The 19,925-nt window shown below is 34.3% G+C and carries 19 protein-coding genes; 6 read left to right on the top strand and 13 right to left on the bottom strand.

Annotated elements, in window-relative coordinates; translation table 11 throughout:
• Positions 1-4: 4 nt before the first annotated feature.
• On the bottom strand, positions 5-1,255 hold the full coding sequence (locus ACFQ1Q_RS06050; RefSeq protein ID WP_386128992.1) for an aspartate kinase: 1,251 nt from the start codon (positions 1,253-1,255) through the stop codon (positions 5-7).
• Positions 1,256-1,732 (bottom strand): GNAT family N-acetyltransferase, encoded by a 477-nt coding sequence (locus ACFQ1Q_RS06045; RefSeq protein ID WP_386128990.1) that lies wholly within the window; start codon positions 1,730-1,732, stop codon positions 1,256-1,258.
• 128 nt (positions 1,733-1,860) lie between these two features.
• Here ACFQ1Q_RS06045 and fbp point away from each other — a divergent pair, with 128 nt between their 5' ends.
• Positions 1,861-2,865, top strand: coding sequence for a class 1 fructose-bisphosphatase (gene fbp, locus ACFQ1Q_RS06040; RefSeq protein WP_386128988.1), 1,005 nt, complete (start codon positions 1,861-1,863; stop codon positions 2,863-2,865).
• Positions 2,866-2,915: 50 nt separating this feature from the next.
• On the opposite strand, the gene ACFQ1Q_RS06035 is transcribed toward fbp, so the two are convergent.
• On the bottom strand, positions 2,916-3,347 hold the full coding sequence (locus tag ACFQ1Q_RS06035) for a tellurite resistance TerB family protein (protein WP_386128986.1): 432 nt from the start codon (positions 3,345-3,347) through the stop codon (positions 2,916-2,918).
• Between the two features lie 102 nt (positions 3,348-3,449).
• On the opposite strand from ACFQ1Q_RS06035, the gene mfd reads away from it, so the two are divergent.
• The 3 genes from mfd to ACFQ1Q_RS06020 are packed head-to-tail and all read left to right on the top strand — an operon-like array spanning position 3,450 to position 8,993.
• Complete coding sequence (mfd, locus tag ACFQ1Q_RS06030; protein WP_386128984.1) at positions 3,450-6,779, top strand: transcription-repair coupling factor; 3,330 nt, start codon at positions 3,450-3,452, stop codon at positions 6,777-6,779.
• A complete protein-coding gene (locus tag ACFQ1Q_RS06025; RefSeq protein ID WP_386128982.1) occupies positions 6,779-7,642 on the top strand; it encodes a DMT family transporter in 864 nt (287 codons plus the stop codon). Before mfd ends, ACFQ1Q_RS06025 begins: the two co-directional genes overlap by 1 nt.
• Positions 7,643-7,697: 55 nt before the next feature.
• The gene (locus ACFQ1Q_RS06020) at positions 7,698-8,993 is read left to right on the top strand and encodes a TlpA family protein disulfide reductase (protein WP_386128980.1); all 1,296 of its coding nucleotides are present in this window, start codon (positions 7,698-7,700) and stop codon (positions 8,991-8,993) included.
• Between the two features lie 101 nt (positions 8,994-9,094).
• Here the strand turns inward: ACFQ1Q_RS06020 and ACFQ1Q_RS06015 are convergent, their stop codons facing one another.
• Positions 9,095-10,048, bottom strand: a complete 954-nt coding sequence (locus ACFQ1Q_RS06015) for a nicotinic acid mononucleotide adenyltransferase (RefSeq protein WP_386128978.1) — start codon at positions 10,046-10,048, stop codon at positions 9,095-9,097.
• 129 nt (positions 10,049-10,177) lie between these two features.
• On the opposite strand from ACFQ1Q_RS06015, the gene ACFQ1Q_RS06010 reads away from it, so the two are divergent.
• A complete protein-coding gene (locus tag ACFQ1Q_RS06010) occupies positions 10,178-11,179 on the top strand; it encodes an NAD(P)H-dependent glycerol-3-phosphate dehydrogenase (protein ID WP_386128976.1) in 1,002 nt (333 codons plus the stop codon).
• Between the two features lie 23 nt (positions 11,180-11,202).
• Here ACFQ1Q_RS06010 and ACFQ1Q_RS06005 read toward each other — a convergent pair whose 3' ends face one another.
• The 3 genes from ACFQ1Q_RS06005 to ACFQ1Q_RS05995 form a co-directional block, all read right to left on the bottom strand.
• On the bottom strand, positions 11,203-11,598 hold the full coding sequence (locus ACFQ1Q_RS06005) for a hypothetical protein (RefSeq protein ID WP_386128974.1): 396 nt from the start codon (positions 11,596-11,598) through the stop codon (positions 11,203-11,205).
• Positions 11,599-11,600: 2 nt separating this feature from the next.
• On the bottom strand, positions 11,601-12,620 hold the full coding sequence (gene pheS, locus ACFQ1Q_RS06000) for a phenylalanine--tRNA ligase subunit alpha (RefSeq protein ID WP_386128972.1): 1,020 nt from the start codon (positions 12,618-12,620) through the stop codon (positions 11,601-11,603).
• A 135-nt stretch (positions 12,621-12,755) separates the two neighbouring features.
• Positions 12,756-13,112 (bottom strand): hypothetical protein, encoded by a 357-nt coding sequence (locus ACFQ1Q_RS05995; RefSeq protein ID WP_386128970.1) that lies wholly within the window; start codon positions 13,110-13,112, stop codon positions 12,756-12,758.
• A 70-nt stretch (positions 13,113-13,182) separates the two neighbouring features.
• Between ACFQ1Q_RS05995 and ACFQ1Q_RS05990 the strand changes: the two genes are divergently transcribed.
• Positions 13,183-13,716 carry a CvpA family protein gene (locus tag ACFQ1Q_RS05990; RefSeq protein ID WP_386128968.1) on the top strand — a complete coding sequence of 178 codons (534 nt, stop codon included), beginning with the start codon at positions 13,183-13,185 and terminating at the stop codon, positions 13,714-13,716.
• A gap of 65 nt (positions 13,717-13,781) precedes the next feature.
• Here the strand turns inward: ACFQ1Q_RS05990 and ACFQ1Q_RS05985 are convergent, their stop codons facing one another.
• From ACFQ1Q_RS05985 to ACFQ1Q_RS05960, 6 genes are all read right to left on the bottom strand, one after another.
• Complete coding sequence (locus tag ACFQ1Q_RS05985) at positions 13,782-14,411, bottom strand: carbonic anhydrase family protein (RefSeq protein WP_386128966.1); 630 nt, start codon at positions 14,409-14,411, stop codon at positions 13,782-13,784.
• Between the two features lie 67 nt (positions 14,412-14,478).
• Positions 14,479-16,047 carry a SulP family inorganic anion transporter gene (locus ACFQ1Q_RS05980; protein ID WP_386128965.1) on the bottom strand — a complete coding sequence of 523 codons (1,569 nt, stop codon included), beginning with the start codon at positions 16,045-16,047 and terminating at the stop codon, positions 14,479-14,481.
• An 87-nt stretch (positions 16,048-16,134) separates the two neighbouring features.
• On the bottom strand, positions 16,135-16,428 hold the full coding sequence (locus ACFQ1Q_RS05975) for a hypothetical protein (RefSeq protein ID WP_386128963.1): 294 nt from the start codon (positions 16,426-16,428) through the stop codon (positions 16,135-16,137).
• A 46-nt stretch (positions 16,429-16,474) separates the two neighbouring features.
• Positions 16,475-17,233 carry a tetratricopeptide repeat protein gene (locus ACFQ1Q_RS05970; protein ID WP_386128961.1) on the bottom strand — a complete coding sequence of 253 codons (759 nt, stop codon included), beginning with the start codon at positions 17,231-17,233 and terminating at the stop codon, positions 16,475-16,477.
• Position 17,234: 1 nt separating this feature from the next.
• Positions 17,235-19,007, bottom strand: a complete 1,773-nt coding sequence (locus tag ACFQ1Q_RS05965) for a BatD family protein (RefSeq protein WP_386128959.1) — start codon at positions 19,005-19,007, stop codon at positions 17,235-17,237.
• 61 nt (positions 19,008-19,068) lie between these two features.
• The gene (locus tag ACFQ1Q_RS05960) at positions 19,069-19,920 is read right to left on the bottom strand and encodes an aerotolerance regulator BatC (RefSeq protein WP_386128957.1); all 852 of its coding nucleotides are present in this window, start codon (positions 19,918-19,920) and stop codon (positions 19,069-19,071) included.
• Between the last annotated feature and the right edge of the window lie 5 nt (positions 19,921-19,925).

Below are 19,925 nucleotides of genomic sequence, written 5' to 3'. Positions count from 1 at the left end.
ATGTTTAGCTAGTAACGATTTGTACGGTTTGTTGAGTTAATTGTTTTAGTAACACTGTTTTATCTTTTTCTAAAGCTGAAATCGAAGCTTCAGTAAAATGCCTAATAGTGTAAAGACTAACATTTTCATGGCATGTGACTTTAAACTTTGCCTTTAAATGTTGAAGCAATTTTTCGAGATTATTATAAGTATTTTCTAAACAGACTGAAAAACTGATGGCCGAATTTTGAATGACATCTACCTTCATTTTATACAAATGTAAAAGACTAAAAATTTCGCTTATATTTTCTTCAACAATGTATGAAAAGTCTAGAGAAGACAAAGAAATCAATACCTGATTTTTCTTAACGATAAAACAAGGAATTTCTGGTTCAATTGTTTTGCCTTTACTTACACTTGTACCTGCATCTAGCGGATTTAAAAACGATTTAACATACAGAGGAATTTCTTTACGTTGCAGAGGTTGAAGCGTTTTTGGGTGAATTACAGATGCCCCATAAAAGGCCAACTCAATGGCTTCTCTGTATGAGATTTGATGTAGCAGTTGCGCGTTTTCAAAATACCTTGGGTCCGCATTTAAAACTCCTGGAACGTCTTTCCAAATAGTAACGCTTGTGGCATTGAGACAATAGGCAAAAATGGCTGCCGTATAATCACTGCCTTCACGACCTAAAGTGGTTGTAAAATTATTAGCATCGCTTCCTAAAAAACCTTGAGTGATGTTTAAAATATCTTTATTAAACGACTTGGTGATTTGTGCTTGTGTAACATCCCAATCGACATTAGCACGTCGGTAGTAACTATCTGTTTTTATGTAAGAACGCACATCTAACCAATTGTTTTGCAACCCAACATGGTTAAGATAATGACTTATAATTGTGGTAGAAACTAATTCGCCATAACCAATGACCTGGTCATAAACATAGTTGTAATCTGGTGATTTGTTAGTTTTAAAGAAAACATCTAATTCTCTGAATAAGTCCTTTACTTTTTTGAAAACCTCGTGACTTTCATTTTCAAACAAATCGAGAAGAATTTCATTATGAAATTTTAAAACGTCTTGCAATGCACTTTGCAATTCGGGTTTATTATCGAAGTAATTTTTTACTACGATTTCCATGGCATTGGTCGTTTTTCCCATAGCAGAAACTACAACAAGCGTATTACTGTAGCCTACTTTTTGCAACACAGAAACCACGTTTTTTACGCCTTCAGCATCTTTTATAGATGCACCACCAAATTTGAAAATTTTCATCTAAATCTTAGCTAGGTAGTTATCAATCGCCGCTTCATCCATCTGCACCACATCCCAATCTCTCATCACATTAGCACCTTTCTTTTCGTAAAATTTTATCGCTGGTTCGTTCCAATCTAAAACTTCCCAAGAAATACGTTTAACACCTTTTGCTTTTCCGTATTTTACAACTTCATCAAGCAAAACGCTTCCTAAACCTTTTCCTCTAGAGGCTTGACTGACGATTAAATCTTCAAGGTGAATTACTTCGCCTTTCCAAGTAGAATATCTGGTATAGATTAAGGCTAAACCTTCTACTTTATCGTCGACTTCAACCACAAAACAAACAAATTTTGGATTGTCACCAAAACCATCCTTTTCGAGTTGCGCTATTGTAACCTCAACAGCGTCTGGTTCTTTTTCAAAGATGGCCAATTCTTCTATGAGTTCGTAAACTCTAGGCATGTCTTTTTTAGTAGCAAGTCTTGGTTGGTTCATAATCTTAGTAATTACATTTCAAATATAACCTAAATGCACATTTAGTTTTAATTATTTCATTTACGAAAACGTTATAGTTGGGAAAAAAAGCGATATTTGTCCGAAATTAAATCAATTTCCTTTTACACATGTCAAAACGAAACCAGACTTTAGGTGAATTTATTATTGAAAATCAAGCTTATTTTAAATACACTTCTGGAGAACTTTCCCGACTTATAAATTCTATTCGATTAGCCGCAAAAGTGGTGAATCATGAGGTAAATAAAGCAGGTTTGGTAGATATTATTGGTGCTGCTGGCGACACTAATATCCAAGGTGAAGACCAACAAAAATTAGATGTTTATGCCAATGACACCTTTATAAAAACCATGACCAAACGTAATATTGTTTGCGGTATTGCAAGTGAAGAAGAAGACGATTTCATTGCCATTAACAGTCAGGATGAAAACAATCAAAACAAATATGTGGTTTTAATTGACCCTTTGGATGGCTCGTCAAATATTGACGTCAACGTTTCGGTTGGTACTATTTTTTCAATTTATAGACGTGTTACTCCAGTTGGTACACCTGTAACTATCGCTGACTTTTTACAAAAAGGAAACCAACAAGTTGCTGCTGGTTATGTGGTTTATGGCACATCTACAATGCTAGTTTATACTACTGGTCATGGTGTTAATGGTTTTACGTTGAACCCTGCAATTGGTACATTTTATCTATCGCATCCAGATATGCAATTTCCTGAAAATGGACATATTTATTCTGTTAATGAAGGAAATTACATTCATTTTCCTAAAGGTATAAAGGACTATATTAAATATTGCCAGATGGAAGAAGGCGACAGACCTTACACCTCGAGATATATTGGTTCTTTAGTTTCGGATTTTCATAGAAATATGATAAAAGGCGGAATTTACATGTACCCGAAAAGTTCTTTAAATGCAAAAGGAAAATTGCGTTTGCTGTACGAATGTAATCCTATGGCATTTTTAGCAGAACAAGCCAATGGTAAAGCAAGTGACGGTTTTACGCGCATTATGGATATTGAACCTACTGAGCTACACGAACGTGTGCCTTTTATTTGCGGAAGCAGAAACATGGTAGAAAAGGCTGAGGAATTTATGCGAAATGCATAAAAAAAAAGCGAACATTTCTGTTCGCTTTAATGTTATTAAAACATCAGTAACTACTGATTCATTTTTTTCATTTCTTCAATAAAAGCTTCCATATCTACCTTATCGTGTACTAAATTTAGAGCCTTATCAGCAATGTACTGTACATTTTGAGGATTAAAACCTAAACCAACACATAATTTTTGTAATAAAGCTTCTTGATTAGGTCCTTCAATATCATCTATCCAAACCATACGCGCCAAATCGTATAAACGCTCTAAACGCTCGTTGTATGAATTTGGTGCATTGACTGGATGAGATGCATAGTCTTTTAGTATTTCTTTATAATCGTGCTCATTAATATCTAAACGCGTCGCCAAACGGTCTAAAAACGCTTTCTCAGCATCATCAATAACGCCATCACTCATTGCAACTCTTACAATCGCTGCAAAATGGTCTTGGTTACGCTTTTGAAATCCGCTTTCGAATAAATCTGCAAATGACATATCTGTGTGTTTTTAAAGTCGGTGCAAATATAATTCTAATTAGAGATTTTCAACAAAAAAGGCTTCAAAAAAAATTATATTTGCAGTCTTAAAATAAGGACATTGCGTAAAACATTAATTACCCAAACTTATGCACAGGCTTTGCAAACGCAAAATCTGCAAAATGCTATTGTCAAAACTCAAGGAAATACCCTTTTAAAAGGTCTCGTTGGTTCATCACTTTCTATAGTTATTGCCGAAGTTTTTAAAACTGCGGACAAACCTTTCTTAGTTGTTTTTGATGATAAAGAAGAAGCTGCATATTATCTCAACGATTTAGAGCAACTCATCAACAATACAGATGTCTTGTTTTATCCAGGAAGCTATCGCAGACCTTATCAAATAGAGCAAACCAACAATGCTAATGTATTGTTGCGTGCCGAGGTTTTAAACCGAATAAATTCTCGTAAAAAACCCTGTGTCATTGTCACTTATCCTGATGCTTTGTTTGAAAAAGTTGTTACAAAAAAAGAACTTGAAAAAAACACATTAAAAATCTCGGTTGGCGCCGACTTAAGTCCAGACTTTGTCAATGAAGTTTTGTTTGAATACAAGTTTAAGCGTGTTGATTTTGTTACTGAACCAGGTGAGTTTTCGGTGCGTGGTGGCATTATTGATGTATTTTCCTTTTCGCATGATGAACCTTACCGAATTGAATTTTTTGGCGATGAAGTGGATAGCATCAGAACCTTCGATGTTGAAACACAACTTTCAACCGAGCGTATTAAAAAAGTAAGTATCATCCCAAATGTTGCTAATAAATTTATTGAAGAAAAACGCGAAAGTTTTCTAAAATACATTTCACCCAAAACGGTTGTATTTGCTAAAAATGTATCGTTATTGTTTTCTAGAATTGATGATTTTTTCGAGAAAGCAACCGAAGCTTTTAAAGCACTTTCTGAAGACATAAAACATGCCTCACCAAATGAATTGTTTTGTAATTCGCAATTACTAAAACGTCAATTTTTAGAGTTTAAAACAGTTGAATTTGGAGCATCCGTTTTAGAGCGTCAAGAAACCATTGATTTTAAAACAAAACCGCAACCAGCATTTAATAAACAATTCAATTTATTGATTGATGATTTAAATGATAACCATGCTGAAGGAATTACCAATTACATCGCCTGCGTTAGTGAGCAGCAAGCAAAGCGTTTTCATGATATTTTTGATGATGCCGAAAAAGAAGTGCATTATCAAACCGTTGTGCTGTCTTTATATCAAGGTTTTATAGATAAGGAACATAATATTGCGGTTTATACAGACCATCAGATTTTTGACCGCTATCATAAATTTCATCTTAAAAATGGTTATGCCAAAAAGCAAGCCATTACGCTCAAAGAGCTTACCAATCTCGAAATTGGAGATTACGTGACGCACATTGACCACGGAATAGGAAAGTTTGGTGGATTGCAAAAAATAGATGTCGAAGGCAAAAAACAAGAAGCCATTAAATTGGTGTATGGCGAGCGTGATGTTTTGTACCTAAGTATTCATTCGCTTCATAAAATTACCAAATTTAATGGTAAAGATGGTAAGCCGCCAAAGGTTTATAAACTCGGTAGCAAAGCGTGGAAAACGTTAAAGCAAAAGACCAAGTCCAAGGTTAAGGAAATTGCCTTTAACCTTATAAAACTTTATGCTAAACGTAAGCTTAAAAAAGGATTTCAATACGCGCCAGATAGCCACATGCAGCATGAATTGGAAGCCTCTTTTATTTACGAAGACACGCCAGACCAAGTCAGCTCTACGGCCGATATTAAAGCCGATATGGAAAGTGAGCGTCCAATGGACAGACTCATTTGCGGTGACGTTGGTTTTGGAAAAACTGAAGTTGCCATAAGAGCAGCATTTAAAGCCGTTGATAATGGTAAACAAGTTGCTGTCTTGGTACCGACAACCATTTTGGCCTATCAGCATTACCGGACGTTTAAAACCCGTTTGAAAGATTTTCCTGTTACAGTTGATTATGTTAACCGTTTTCGTACCGCAAAAGAAAAACGAGAAACCCTTGAAGGACTTGAAAAAGGTGCAGTTGACATCATCATCGGTACGCATCAACTCGCCAATAAAAACGTAAAATTTAAAGATTTAGGTTTACTCATTGTTGATGAGGAACAGAAATTCGGAGTTGCGGTGAAAGAAAAATTAAAGACTATTAAAGAAAATGTTGATGTACTCACATTAACAGCAACACCTATACCACGAACGCTTCAGTTTAGCTTAATGGCAGCGCGAGATTTGTCGGTGATTACAACACCGCCGCCAAATAGGCATCCTATTGAAAGTCATGTGATTCGATTTAATGAAGAAACGATTAGAGATGCGGTGAGTTACGAGATTCAACGTGGCGGACAAATATTTTTTATTCATAACCGTATTGAAAATATTAAGGAAGTTGCTGGTATGATTCAACGACTCGTTCCTGATGCAAAAATCGGAATTGGTCACGGCCGACTTGACGGAAAAAAACTCGAAGAATTAATGTTGGCTTTTATGAATGGAGAGTTTGATGTTCTCGTTAGTACAACCATCGTAGAGAGTGGTTTGGACGTACCAAATGCCAATACTATTTTTATAAATAATGCCAATAATTTTGGATTAAGTGACTTGCACCAAATGCGTGGTCGTGTTGGGCGAAGCAACAAAAAAGCATTTTGTTATTTTATCACTCCAGGATATGATGCTATGACGCCAGATGCGAGAAAACGCATTACGGCTTTAGAGCAATTTACCGAACTTGGAAGTGGTTTTAATATTGCTATGAAAGATTTAGAAATACGTGGTGCTGGCGATTTATTGGGTGGTGAGCAAAGTGGTTTTATAAATGAAATTGGCTTTGATACCTATCAAAAAATTCTCAATGAAGCCATCGATGAACTTAAAGAATCTGAATTTTCTGACCTATATAAAGACGATAAAAAACCACGTCAGTTTGTAAAAGACGTTACTATTGATACCGATTTTGAATTGTTATTTCCTGATGATTATGTCAATAATATTACCGAGCGTCTTAATTTATATACCAAACTTAACGACATAAAAACAGAAGAAGATTTACAAAAATTTGAATCTGAAATCATTGACCGTTTTGGGGAATTACCAACACAAGTCGAAGATTTATTAGATAGTGTTCGCCTAAAATGGATTGCCACAAAAATGGGCATTGAAAAATTAATTTTGAAGAAAAATCGCCTAATTGGTTACTTTATCCAAGACCAGCAAAGTCCATTTTACCAAACCGATGGTTTTACAAAAGTGCTTCAATTTGTTCAGCAAAACGCTGGAAAATGTACCATGAAAGAAAAACAAACGCGCAACGGTTTGCGATTGCTTTTATCATTTGATAATATTAAATCGACAGCACAAGCGCTTGAAGCTCTTTCGAAAATCTAATGAAACAAAACGCGCACATTCAGCATTTACTGTGGCTTACCATTGCCACAATATTCATTAGTACATCTGGTACACTAGGCAAATATATAGACTTGCCAACGCCAGTTGTAATCTGGTGGCGTTCTGCATTGGCAGCAGTATTTTTGCTGGTATTTTGCTTGTTTAAGGGCATCAGTCTAAAAGTACATACAAAAAAAGACCGATGGACCTTTTTTATTGCCGCAACTTTAATGGGCACGCATTGGATAACCTATTTCTATGCGTTAAAGCTCTCTAATGTTGCTATCGGTATGCTTTCTATATTTACATTTCCTGTGATTATTGCCATTTTAGAACCGTTGTTTTCTAAAGGGAAATTAGACCCAATTCATATTGTGTTAGGTCTAATGGTTTTATTAGGTATCTACATTTTAGCACCAGATTTTAATTTAGAAAGTGGTCAGCTTCAAGGCGTACTTTTTGGTGTGCTTTCTGCTTTATGTTATGCCATTAGGATTTTAATACTCAAAAATCATGTAAAAAACTACCATGGTACAACATTGATGTTTTATCAAGTAGCAATAATCGCCATTTTATTAATTCCATTTTTACTCATGATGGATGGTTCTAACATTAAAACTGAATACCCTTTTGTAATTCTTTTGGCATTACTTACAACAGCTATTGGGCATACTATGTTTGTGACGAGTCTCAAATATTTTAAAGCAAGTACAGCAGGAATTATTGGCAGCTCACAGCCCGTTTTTGGGATTATATTGGCGTATCTGTTTTTGAATGAAATACCGACACTAAATACATTTCTCGGCGGCAGCTTAATTTTAGCTACAGTTATTATTGAAAGTATTCGCTCCAAAAAATCATAATTTGTTTTAAATTGGTGCAATTCTTGTGACCACAGGTTGACATAAAAATTTACTTATGAAAAAAATTCTTTTTACACTATTATTTTTACCGTCTTTATTGATGGCGCAACATAAAATAAACGGAACATTTACGCCTGCAGAAAATTTTACACGTGCATTTTTGTATCACGTCACTCCAGAAGGCGCCAATTATGTGAACATGGCAGAAGTAGATACTCTAGGTAATTTTTCGTTTAGTTTAAAAGAAGATGCCCTTGCGGGGAATTATAAGGTGATATATGCAATCCCTGTTGAAGACAATAATTTTGATTTAGTATATAACGGAAATGAGGATGTGACTTTTACATTCAGTTTAGAAAAAGGTGTTGATTTTACAGAATCTTCAGAAAATAAATTATGGCAATCTTACCTTAACAGTATGGATGTTGTAAACCAAACCATTAGTAATTTTTATGCTAAAGGCGGAAAAGATAAAGCTGCTTTTGGGTCGATTTTTAAAACCTTAAAAGATACCCAAGCACAATACGAAATTCTGGCCGAAGGTAAAATGGTTCAGAAATTTATAAAGGCAAATACACCTTATATTCCGACAGCTTATGAAAATTTAGTCACCTACTCAAATAATCTAAAAAACAACTTTTTTAAGCATGTAGATTTTAGCGACCCATTTTTAAGAAGCTCAAGTATTATTACAGAACGTGTTAACGGTTTTGTTTTTGGTATGGCAAAAGATAATGAAGGCTATAAGAAACATATCGATATTATTTCCGAAGCTATAAAAGATGAAGCTGCCAATATACAGTCGCCATTATTAGAGCAGCTTTGGCAAGAATTTAAACGCCAAGAAAATCACGACATGGCGAATTACATTTCCGATAAATCCCTGTTAGCTTTGGCACAACAAACCGAAAATAAAATTTTAGAGCAGCAGTTATTAAGCTATAAAAACACTTCGCTCGGCGCAATTGCCCCAGATTTTATCATTCAAACTGGACCGACTGTTAAGCTTTCAGAATTAAAAGGCGATAAGTATTACGTGCTTGTATTTTGGAGTAGCGGTTGTGGGCATTGCCTTAACGAGTTACCAAAAGTGAAGCAACTCATGAGCTCTGTTTCTAATACAAAAGTTGTGGCTTATGGTTTAGAAAAAGACACTGAACAATGGTCTAACGAAATTAAAAACTATCCAGATTTTATGCATGGTATTGGACTTGGTAAATGGGAAAACCCAATTGTACAAACTTATGCTATCGCGGCAACGCCAACGTATTTTGTGTTAGATGCCAACAAAAAAATTATTGCTAAGCCTTATGATTTTGAAGGTTTGGAGAAGTTTTTTGGCGGACTGTAAATTTTGATTAGTGTTCAAAAAATAAAACGCCCAATCAACAAGTGCTGACTGAGCGTTTTTGAAACTAAATAACCAACCAAAATTTAGCTTCTTTTTTATTTTTATAATTTACTTCGAGTATTTTCTCTTGGGTTATCTTTTTTAGCTGTTTTTTGCTTACGCTTTTTAGGCGTATCCTTTTGCTCTATCATTCGGCCTTGAGCATTTTCAGTTCTTAAAAACTCTATATAACCACGTCCTCTAAACTCATATATTGTACCAGAATCTGCGTGCAGTAATTCAATGGTTCCATCATCAATAACGTTTAAATCAAAATATTCATTGCTGAAGAAGTCATAATTGAGTGTTAAAGTTTTATCGTACAATGTGCCTGGAACATCACCTACATTATAAACTCCTGTAAAATCCCAGAAAATATTGTTTGGGTTAGAGATATTAGCATCTTGAGAACTTCTAAATTCAGAATCGTTATTAGCAGATAAAAACTGTAAATAGTTCTCGTTATCAAAATCATTTAACGCGCCAAACTCACTTGTATAAGTCTTTTCCCAAGCTTCATATTCTTGTAAGAAATAATGAATATTATCATAGAATACAAAGTCATAATCGAACGTTGAACGCTGATAACCATCTAAAAAGTAAGACGTATCTGTAAACGGATTATATAATTCAATGGTATTACTATCTATCTGAAATACATCAAAAGAATCAAAACCATCTATATCGTGATCAACATCTAATTGCATTCCAATAGTGTTATAATATCCAATAGGTATTCCGTAACCATTTCCTTGACTTCCTATGCCTACCAAATTATTATTTGCCCATAATGTTCCGTTTCTAAAGGATAAGGTAAATGCAATTTGCATAAATGGCACTTCGCCATAACCTTGTGTTGCATTAACGTCTACATACCATAAATCGTATGTGTTCAATAATTGATTTAAGGTAATTGCTGGTGAATTATTATCAACAATAACCACATCATCAACAACACACGATGTGAAAAGTGTTGCACTTAGCACCAATCCTAAAAGTAGTTTTACTGTTTTCATAATCACTTGTTTTAAAGTTTCTATAATTAGAATTTCAAAACGCGTGCCAAACTCCAAAACGCAGTATTCGTCTAGCTTTTAAAGCCATTTAATTTTTGTATTTTTGATATTCAGAAATAAAATCTGTCTATGGACAAAACCACAAAATATGCCGTTTTTGGCTCAGGAAGTTGGGCAACAGCCATTGTAAAAATGCTTTGCGAAAACCTTGATGAAATCGGTTGGTATATGCGCAGTGTCTATACCAAGGAACATATTTTAAAGGAACAACACAATCCAAATTATTTAAGTTCGGTAGAGTTTCATACCGAGCAATTAAATTTAAGTAACGACATTAACGAAATTGCCGATTGGGCAGATGTGCTCATTTTTGTTGTGCCGTCTGCTTTTATTTATTCCGAATTGGAAAAATTGACTGTAGATATTAGTCAAAAGGTAGTGGTTTCAGCTGTAAAAGGAATTATCCCAGAAACTGGGCTATTGGTTGGCGAACACTTTCATGACCATTATAACATCCCTTTTGAGCATATTGGTGTCATTGCAGGACCTTGTCATGCTGAAGAAGTGGCTCTAGAACGTTTATCTTATCTCACCATTTCTTGTGCTGATCCCGTAAAAGCGCAAGCCATTGCTAACGTTTTAGCAAGTGACTACATAAAAACTAAAACTAGCGACGATATTATTGGTACAGAATACGCTGTAATGTTGAAAAATATTTACGCCATAGCCGCTGGAATTGCTCATGGTTTGGGTTATGGTGATAACTTTCAAAGCGTGTTGATGAGTAACGCCATCCGTGAAATGAAACGTTTTATTAAGAAAATGCACAAGATGAAACGCAACATCAATAATTCTGCTTATTTGGGCGATTTACTGGTAACAGGCTACTCCGTATTTTCTAGAAATCGCATGTTTGGAAACATGATTGGTAAAGGCTATACTGTAAAATCTGCACAGATGGAAATGAACATGGTTGCCGAAGGTTATTACGCTACAAAAAGTGCGCATCTACTAAATAAAAAGAACGTCAAAAAAACCCGATTACCAATTATTAATGCGGTTTATGATATCCTCTACGAAAACAAAGACCCTAAAAAAGTTTTTAAGAAATTGACGGATAAGTTAGATTGATGCTTAACTCTTATTTGTATTGATTACTTTACCAAAACCCCTTTTAATTGCATTAAAGGTAATTTCTGAAGTGCTTTTAGATTAATCGTGTTTTTTCTGAAAGTATATGTTTTATCAAACATTTGATTGCCCTCAAAAAAAGTCACTTTAAATACATTATTTAGTTCCAAAACTTTTTCCTGTAAATATTCAATCTTGGCGTAACTTCTTGCTGGCAATTTTGAAATCGTATGACGCATTGGTGGCGTCATTTTACTATCGTTATACCCTTGGGAAACAATAAGCACGGTATCTAAATCTTTGTCTGTATTATTTATGATATAGGCGTTCCAGTCGAGTGTTTTGTACTCTAGATGTTCTTCTTGCAAAACTGCAATATGCACATCTTTAACTTCTGGTATTTGGATGTCTTTTTTCAAAATTACAAGGCACTCTTAAACTGCTCTAAAAAACGCACGTCATTCTCACTCAATAACCGAATATCACTAATTTGGTGCAATAACAAAGCGATACGGTCTATTCCCATACCAAAAGCAAAACCAGAATATTCATTAGAATCAATACCACAATTTTCTAAAACATTAGGGTCAACCATACCGCAACCCATTATTTCTAACCAACCTGTGCCTTTGGTCATTTTGTAATCGGTTTCGGTTTCTAATCCCCAATAGACATCTACCTCGGCACTAGGTTCTGTAAATGGAAAGTACGATGGACGTAAACGAATCTTAGATTTCCCGAACATTTCTGTGGTGAAATACTGCAGCGTTTGCTTTAAATCTGCAAAGCTCACATCTTTATCTATATACAAACCTTCAACTTGGTGAAAGAAACAGTGCGAACGCGCTGAAATAGCCTCATTACGGTATACTCGACCTGGAGAAATGGTACGTATTGGTGGTTTATTTTCTTCCATATAACGCACTTGAACAGAACTTGTATGCGTACGCAACAAAATGTCTGGATTAGTCTGAACAAAAAATGTATCCTGCATATCTCGTGCTGGATGATATTCAGGTAAATTTAGCGCCGTAAAGTTGTGCCAATCATCTTCAATTTCTGGACCTTCACTAACGTTGAAACCAATACGAGAAAATATATCTATAATTTGATTTTTTACAATAGAAATTGGGTGACGTGCGCCCAAGGAAATTGGTTCTCCTGGACGAGACAAATCGCCGTAAAGTCCGTTTTCTTCTTCCTGACCTTCAAGTGTTTCTTTTAGAGCATTTACTTTATCTTCAGCTGTTTTTTTTAGCTGATTTATAGTTTGTCCAAACTCTTTTTTCTGCTCATTTGCCACATTTTTAAACTCAGCAAAATACTCTTTCAAGAGTCCTTTTGAACCTAAATATTTAATACGAAACTGCTCAACCTCTTCTTTAGATTGTGCGGTGAATGCTTCGGCTTCTGCAATGAGTTCTTTTAACTTGTCTATCATAGTTCCTTCTATTGAGACCGCAAATTTAATCAATTTATCGAGATTTGCGTTAGGGATTGAGCCATTGTTGGAGCTCCTCGCAGAGAGCGACTGGCTTAAGCCCGACCGCGCGATAAGCGTGGTAACGCCCAAAAATTAATTTATATAATCTGTTTCTACAAAATAATTAACAATCGCCTCTTTCATTAATATGCTTTGTTCTCCAGCTTTAAGATGTGGTAATTGGGCTGTGACTTTGTAATGTGGCCAACCATCATCGTCTACGAAATCAAATTCGTAAAAACCGTAAGGCTCTAAAAGTTTACAAATGGCAATATGCATAAGATCAAGCTTATGGTCTTTTTTATATTCTCGATGAATTTGTCCTAGCTCTTGAACACCGATGAGATAAATGATGGAATCGAGGTCAAGCGTTTCGCCATCGGCAAATTGAGCAGATAGTTTTTCTACTACTAAATTCCAACGTTCTTTTAACTCTTGGTCTCTTGCCATAATTTATAACTCAAATTTTGCGTTATACAATTGGCAAAGTTAAATTATATTTGTCTAAACCGCTAGTAATATGAGTATCATTGATATTGTTTTGGGCGCTCTAATTCTCTTTGGTGTTATCAGAGGAATTATGAAAGGACTTTTTGTAGAAATTGCATCGCTTGTAGCACTGCTTTTAGGTGTTTATGGCGCAATACATTTCAGCTATTTTGTGTCTGATTTCTTAGAGCCTAGAGTTGAACTTAATGACAAAACAATGAATATCGTGGCTTTTGCTATCACTTTTGTTATAATTGTTTTGGCAATAAGTCTTGCTGGAAAAGCACTAACAAAACTTGCTGATTTTGCGGCTTTAGGAATTTTAAACAAACTTTTGGGAGCAGTTTTTGGCGGTTTAAAAATTGGACTTATACTTAGCGTTATATTAATTGTTTTTAATAAGTTGAATAGCACGTTACCATTTTTAAATGACGAGCAAATTGAAGAAAGTGTGCTTTACAAACCCGTAAAATCTTTAGCGCCAATGATTTTTCCCAATCTAATAAATGTTGAAGATGACAAAGAAGATGAAGAAAAAACTGAAGAGGAATCGGCTGGTATTTAAACAAAAAAAGACCTATAAGGTATTGGAAACCTTGCAGGTCTAGTCTATGAAATTACTTATTTGGTTTACAACATGTTTACTGTACCTGTTTTTAAACTATAAACACCACCAACAATTTTAATTTCTCCGTTATCTTCCATTTCCTTAAGAATTGGACTATTTTCTCTAATACGGTCTATCGTTAATAACACATTGTTTTCTACTGTTTTTGCTACAAATGCGCTGTTTGATGAATTGGCTTCTCCGTCTACCTCAATAGCGGATTTTTTAACCGCTGGTGTAATTTTGCTCAACATTTCTGTAATATTGCCTAATTCTACGCCATCACAAGCCGCTTTTACTGCACCACAACTTTCGTGACCTAAAACTAAAATTAATTTACTACCTGCTACTTTGCATGAATATTCTAAACTTCCTAATATATCTACATTTTCAAAATTTCCTGCGACACGTGCAACAAAAATGTCACCTATAGCTTGATCTAAAACAGTCTCAACTGGCACACGAGAATCTATACAAGATAAAACAACTGCTTTAGGAAATTGGCCTCCAGTAGTTTGGTTAATTAATGCCGAATTGTCTGTAGCTTGAGAATTACCCGATGTAAATCTTTGGTTACCGTCTAATAAATCTTGTAAAACATCATTTGGCGTTAAGCTATCTTGAACTGTTTTTGTTATTGCTGTATTTTTCATTTGTATTGTTTTTTTATGATTAATCAAATTTTTTTTCTAAGAAAAGACTGAAGCATTTAAGTATTTGCTATTTCTTTTTCCTTAGCTTAAAAAATTCTATAAAACTCTCTGGATTTTCTACAATTCCTCTTTCTGAATATAGTTTAATATTTATATTTCGCTCTTTGGCTTTGTGTGCGAAATCTTCTAGAATCTCAATAACATCATGGTCTAAATAGGTTGTTTTTCTTACGTCTAACTCTAGCTGAGTGTCATTCGGAAGCGCATCCAATTCTCTTAAAATAGTTGCTTTGTTAAAAAATGTTACTTCTTCTGCCAGAGTCATTTTTATTTTTCCATCGTCAACGTCTTCACCTTGTTTGTGCAAAAAATGAGAATTTTTGTAACTATGGTATAATGTTACTATTATTCCTATAGCTAAACCGATACCAATTCCCCATAATAAATCTTTAAAAACTATAATTAAAACAGTAGCAATGAAAGGCACAAATTGTTTCCAACCCGAATCCCACATGGCTTTAAAAGTTGAAGGTTTTGCTAATTTATAACCAACTATAAATAAGATAGCTGCTAAAACTGCAAGCGGAATCATATTTAAAACATTTGGTATAATGATTACAGAAATTAACAAGAAGAACCCATGAATTATAGCACTTGCTTTAGTTTTGTTACCAGACTGAATATTAGCCGAACTTCTTACAATTACCTGTGTAATTGGAATACCACCAACTAAACCAGAAAGGATATTACCAGAGCCTTGAGCTAAAAGTTCACGATTGGTTGGTGTTACACGCTTCTCCGGGTCTAATTTATCGGTTGCTTCAACACATAATAAAGTTTCTAAACTAGCAACTAATGCAATGGTAAAGGCTGTAATCCAAACTTCTGGCAACCAAATTACACTAAAATCTGGTGTAGTGAATTGCCCCAAAAAGCTATCTACACTATCAGGAACCGGAACTTTAACTAAATGCGAACCCGCAATTTCCATTGATGTACCTTGCGCTAAAATAAAGAAAACCACACCTGCAACAACTGCCACTAAAGGACCTTGAACAAGCTTAAAAAATTGGTGTTTGTTTACTAATACGCTAGACCAAAGTATCAGTATAGCCATAGCAATTAAGGCAATAACTGTAGATCCAATACCAAGATTAGAAGGAATACTTATAATATCAGAAAACACATTACTGTTTGGTCCAAATAACACAAAATTACCTTCTGGATCTTTATCTATTCCGAAGAAATGTGGGATTTGTTTAAGAATTATAATAATACCGATTCCGGTAAGCATTCCTTTGATAACGGAAGATGGAAAGTAATAGCCAATAATACCGAGTTTAAGAATACTAAATACTATTTGAATAACACCTCCTAAAACTACAGCAACTAAAAAAGCTTCATAGCCCAATGAAGCAATTGCGGCTAAAACGATAGCAGCCAAACCTGCAGCTGGACCACTTACACCAACTTGAGAGCCCGATATAGCTCCTACAACAATACCACCAATAATACCAGCTATAAGTCCAGCAAAAGGTGGAGCATCACTAGCAACTGCAATACCTAAACATAATGGTAGTGCAACAAAAAATACGACTATACTCGCTGGTAAGTCATTCTTTAAATATTTAAACATATAATAAATTTAAGTGTCTTAGTTATGCTAAGACAGATTGAAATAGTTAAGTCTTAAAAGACTCGTAATAAATTTGAAAATAAAATACTACGCGAAGTCGGGCGGCGGTGAAACAAGATTTCTGTAAGGCAACGGATACGTCTTAAAAAAATAAGCATCGGGCTTTATAGAATGTTCCGAAGCCAATTTTTGTTCTATATCTGACTTTAAAAAATCAAAAATTAAGTTAAAGCCTTCTTTTTCTTCTTCTTCATTTTCACCAAAAAAAATAGTAACATCAGCACTATCATCCATCGATACGACCACAGTTGGCGCTGCAACAATTGTAATAAATAAAAGCGCAAAAAATAATGCTAATTTATGCTGATGGTCAGACTTCATATTTACTAAAATATAGCTAAAGATAAGAGATTTAGTTAAAAGAGGATTAAAAAATGTTTAGCAATTTTACATCCTCAGCAATAATCCAACCTTGGGTTTTATCAGCAATTTCAATTTTATACCAATCTTCGTATGTTTCTAAGACTTGCACTTTTGTCCCTTCATGTAGTCTAAAAACTTCTTCGCTTGTTTTATTTGGGTCAGCTTTAATACGGCTTTCTTGAGCAAAAACAACTGCAGGATTATTTTTCGATTCTAAATTATTTTTTTGAAATGCCATAATTATAGAAAATAGTCCAAAAGCTATAGAAAGAATGCTTAATACAAAAGAAACTCTTTTTTGTGATGTAACTTGAGTAAAATGATACAATAAGAACAAAAGAACAAATAAAACCACACCTACGATTGATAACATTGACCAAGTGTCTGCTGAAAATGTATTTATCAAATTTTTAAAAATTCTCGAAAACCCAACTTCAGGGACTTTATCAATAGCATCAACGGTCATATTCTCTGCAAAAACAAGATTGTTTTTAATGTCTTTGTCGTTAGGGCTTAACATCTTTGCTTTTTCAAAATAATAAATACTCGGCGCAATGTTATTAAGTTTATAATGGCTATTGGCTAAGTTAAAATATACAGCTGCCGAATGTTTATTAGATTTTAAAATTGTCTCGTATTTTTCAATAGCTTCGTTATAATTTCCTTGATTATATAGCTTGTTTGCTTCGTTAAAAAGCGCATCATTTTGAGCATTTGAAAAAACACTAGATAAGGCAATTAATAAGATAATTATAACTCTCATATTATCGTATCTGTTTGTCTATTTCGCTAATAGTTTTTACCGATTTTTCATAATCGTTTTGCATTGTTACCTGTGTTATTGGTGTGTAACGCGCAAACTCACAATTTTCTAGGATTGAAATAAACTCATTTATTGTTGATTGATTAACTTGTCTCCCTAATAATAAATTTTCGATTTTTTCTTTATTAAAATCTGATGTTTCAATCTGAAGTTTTGCTTTTAAATAATTATGAAAAGCACGTTCTAAAGCAATATAAAACGCTTCTTTCTGACCTAAATTCTTTTTGGCTTCACTCAAGTATTTTTTTGCTAATCTATCTGCCTTTCTTCGTTTGTTTCCAACAACATCTGCATTTCGTTTTTCTTGATTTCTTCGCACTAAAATAGCAATCGGGATGAGAAGAAAAGGCAACAACAACAATAACCAGAACAAAGTAGATTTAAAAAATGGTTCTTTTAATTTTGGCTCCCAATTCGCATTCGTTTTTATAAAAGCAAAGGTATTTGAGTTGGTAGAAACTGCCTGTTTATTGACATTTGTCGTATTTGTACTTGAAGCGGTTGTTGCTGATGATGGACCATTTACAACATCAACCACAATTTCATTAGATGTAATTGTTCTGTAAGCGCCTGCTATAGGATTAAAATAAGAAAATGAAACTTCAGGAATTGGATATTTTCCTTTAAACTGTGGTACAATGGTGTATTTATCTTCAATAGTTCCTTGCATTCCTCCGAGGTTAGTTCTTACGTTTTCTGAATATTCTGGTTCGTAAACTTCCAAAGAACTTGGTACTGTGAGCTTAGGCAATTCAAATAACTTCATATTGCCTTTACCTGAAACTTTTACTTTTGCCTCTAATGACTCTCCTGCATCTAACGACAACTTGTTCGTCGTAACATCTAATTCAAAAAGACCAACAGCTCCACTAAAATTTGCTGGTTTTCCTTCTTCTGGTAATGGCTTTACGTTTATAGTGCGCTTACCAGCAGTTATGGTTTGTGGTACTTTACGAACAATGCGGTTACCAAAAATATCATATCTACTTGTTGGCACCTCAACTGTTAAATCTAATACGTAAGGCTCTAATTTTAAAGGCCCAGTTTTTTGAGGGTATAATACATACTTCTTTAGGACTACGTATCGGTACTCTTCGCCTTTATATTTTGTATTCTGAGGATTAAATGCTTTAACTTCGATATTCTGATTCCAAAAATCATTAAACTTTGGTGTTTCCTTATCTCGCCAACCATTAACACCTGTATCTAAAGCCACATAAAGTTTATAGACAACAGTGATTGCTTCGTTGAGATATGGATTAGCTTTTGAAACCTCAGCTACTAAATGAATATTTTGCGATGCAATATACGAAGGGTCATTAGGATTTTTGGGTTTATCTATAGCTTTTGTAACTTGTATAGTCACTGGAAAGGTTTTATAAACCTGACCTTCAATTTCTATTTGCGCTTGCTTAATTGTAAAACTTCCTTGTTTTTTTGGCGATAAAAAATAGCTATACGTTTTTGTAAAAGAACGTTTGCCGTTTGCCCAATAATTACTTACAGATGTATTTGGTCCGCCTACAACCGTAAAATCACTAAAACTTGGCGGAACAAAATTGTCACCATCTTTATTCATTTCAAAATCAATACGCAAACGCTCGTTTAGTCCGAGTTTTGTTTTGCTGACTTTAGCCTCAAACTTTACCTGTGTAAAGGCAAAACTCGAAATAAGTAGCAGATTAATTAAGAATATGTTTTTTATTGACTTCATTTAATATTTAAGAAACTAACACTGAATTCTATCAACTAAGTAATACAACTGAAAGCTAATTTTACCAATCTTTTTCAGTTTTTACTCTAGCTCCTTTTTGTTTTTTAGCATTTATTTTTTCTTGAACTTTTTGCTCTTGATTATTCATTGCTTCAAGAATATTTTTTATTTGTTGGGGTGACATTTTACCTGGCTGCGGCTTAGGTTGCTTTTGCTGCTTTTCTTTATCACCTTTTCCATCATCATTCTTATCTTCTTTCTGTTCGCCTTCTTTATCTTTTTCGTCATCTCCTTTTTTCTTATCCTCTTCGCCTTCTTCGTCTTTTTTGTCTTTTTCTTGCTGCTCTTTATCTTTATTTTCTTTCTCCTTGTCTTCGTCTTTTTTGTCGTCTTTATTTTCGTCTTCCTTGTTATCATCACCGCCGCCGTCTTGGTCTTGTTGTTGCTTGGCGCACTCTTTTGCTAAGGCAAAATTATAGCGTGTTTCTTCATCGTTTGGGTTATTGCGTAATGCATTTTTAAAGGCTTCAACAGCTTCTTTACACTTTTTGTTCTGCATCAACACATTACCAATATTATGAAATGCGCGATGTTTTTCTTCTTTAGTCCTAGCATTATTTGCTGCTTCTTGATGACGAAACAGCGCTTCACTATAATTGCCTTTTTGATAATAAGAATTACCCAAATTGTAAGCGCCAACCGCATTGTTTTTTTGTTTTGAAATGGCCTTACGATATTCCATTTCTGCTGCAATAAATTTGTCTTTTTCTAACAACTCATTGGCTTCATAGACTAAATCTTTAGACTCACGTTGTGCCTTTTTTTGCTCTTTATCAAAATCTTGAGTAAAACCAAAAACAGACACTAAAAGTGCTACAATTGTGCTTAATATTTTAATGTTTTTTTTATTCATTATTT

This window comes from Winogradskyella litorisediminis (assembly GCF_042675765.1).
GTDB lineage: Bacteria > Bacteroidota > Bacteroidia > Flavobacteriales > Flavobacteriaceae > Winogradskyella > Winogradskyella litorisediminis.
The sequence above is the reverse complement of the archived record's forward strand: the minus strand, read 5'-3'. Positions and strand labels throughout refer to the sequence as shown.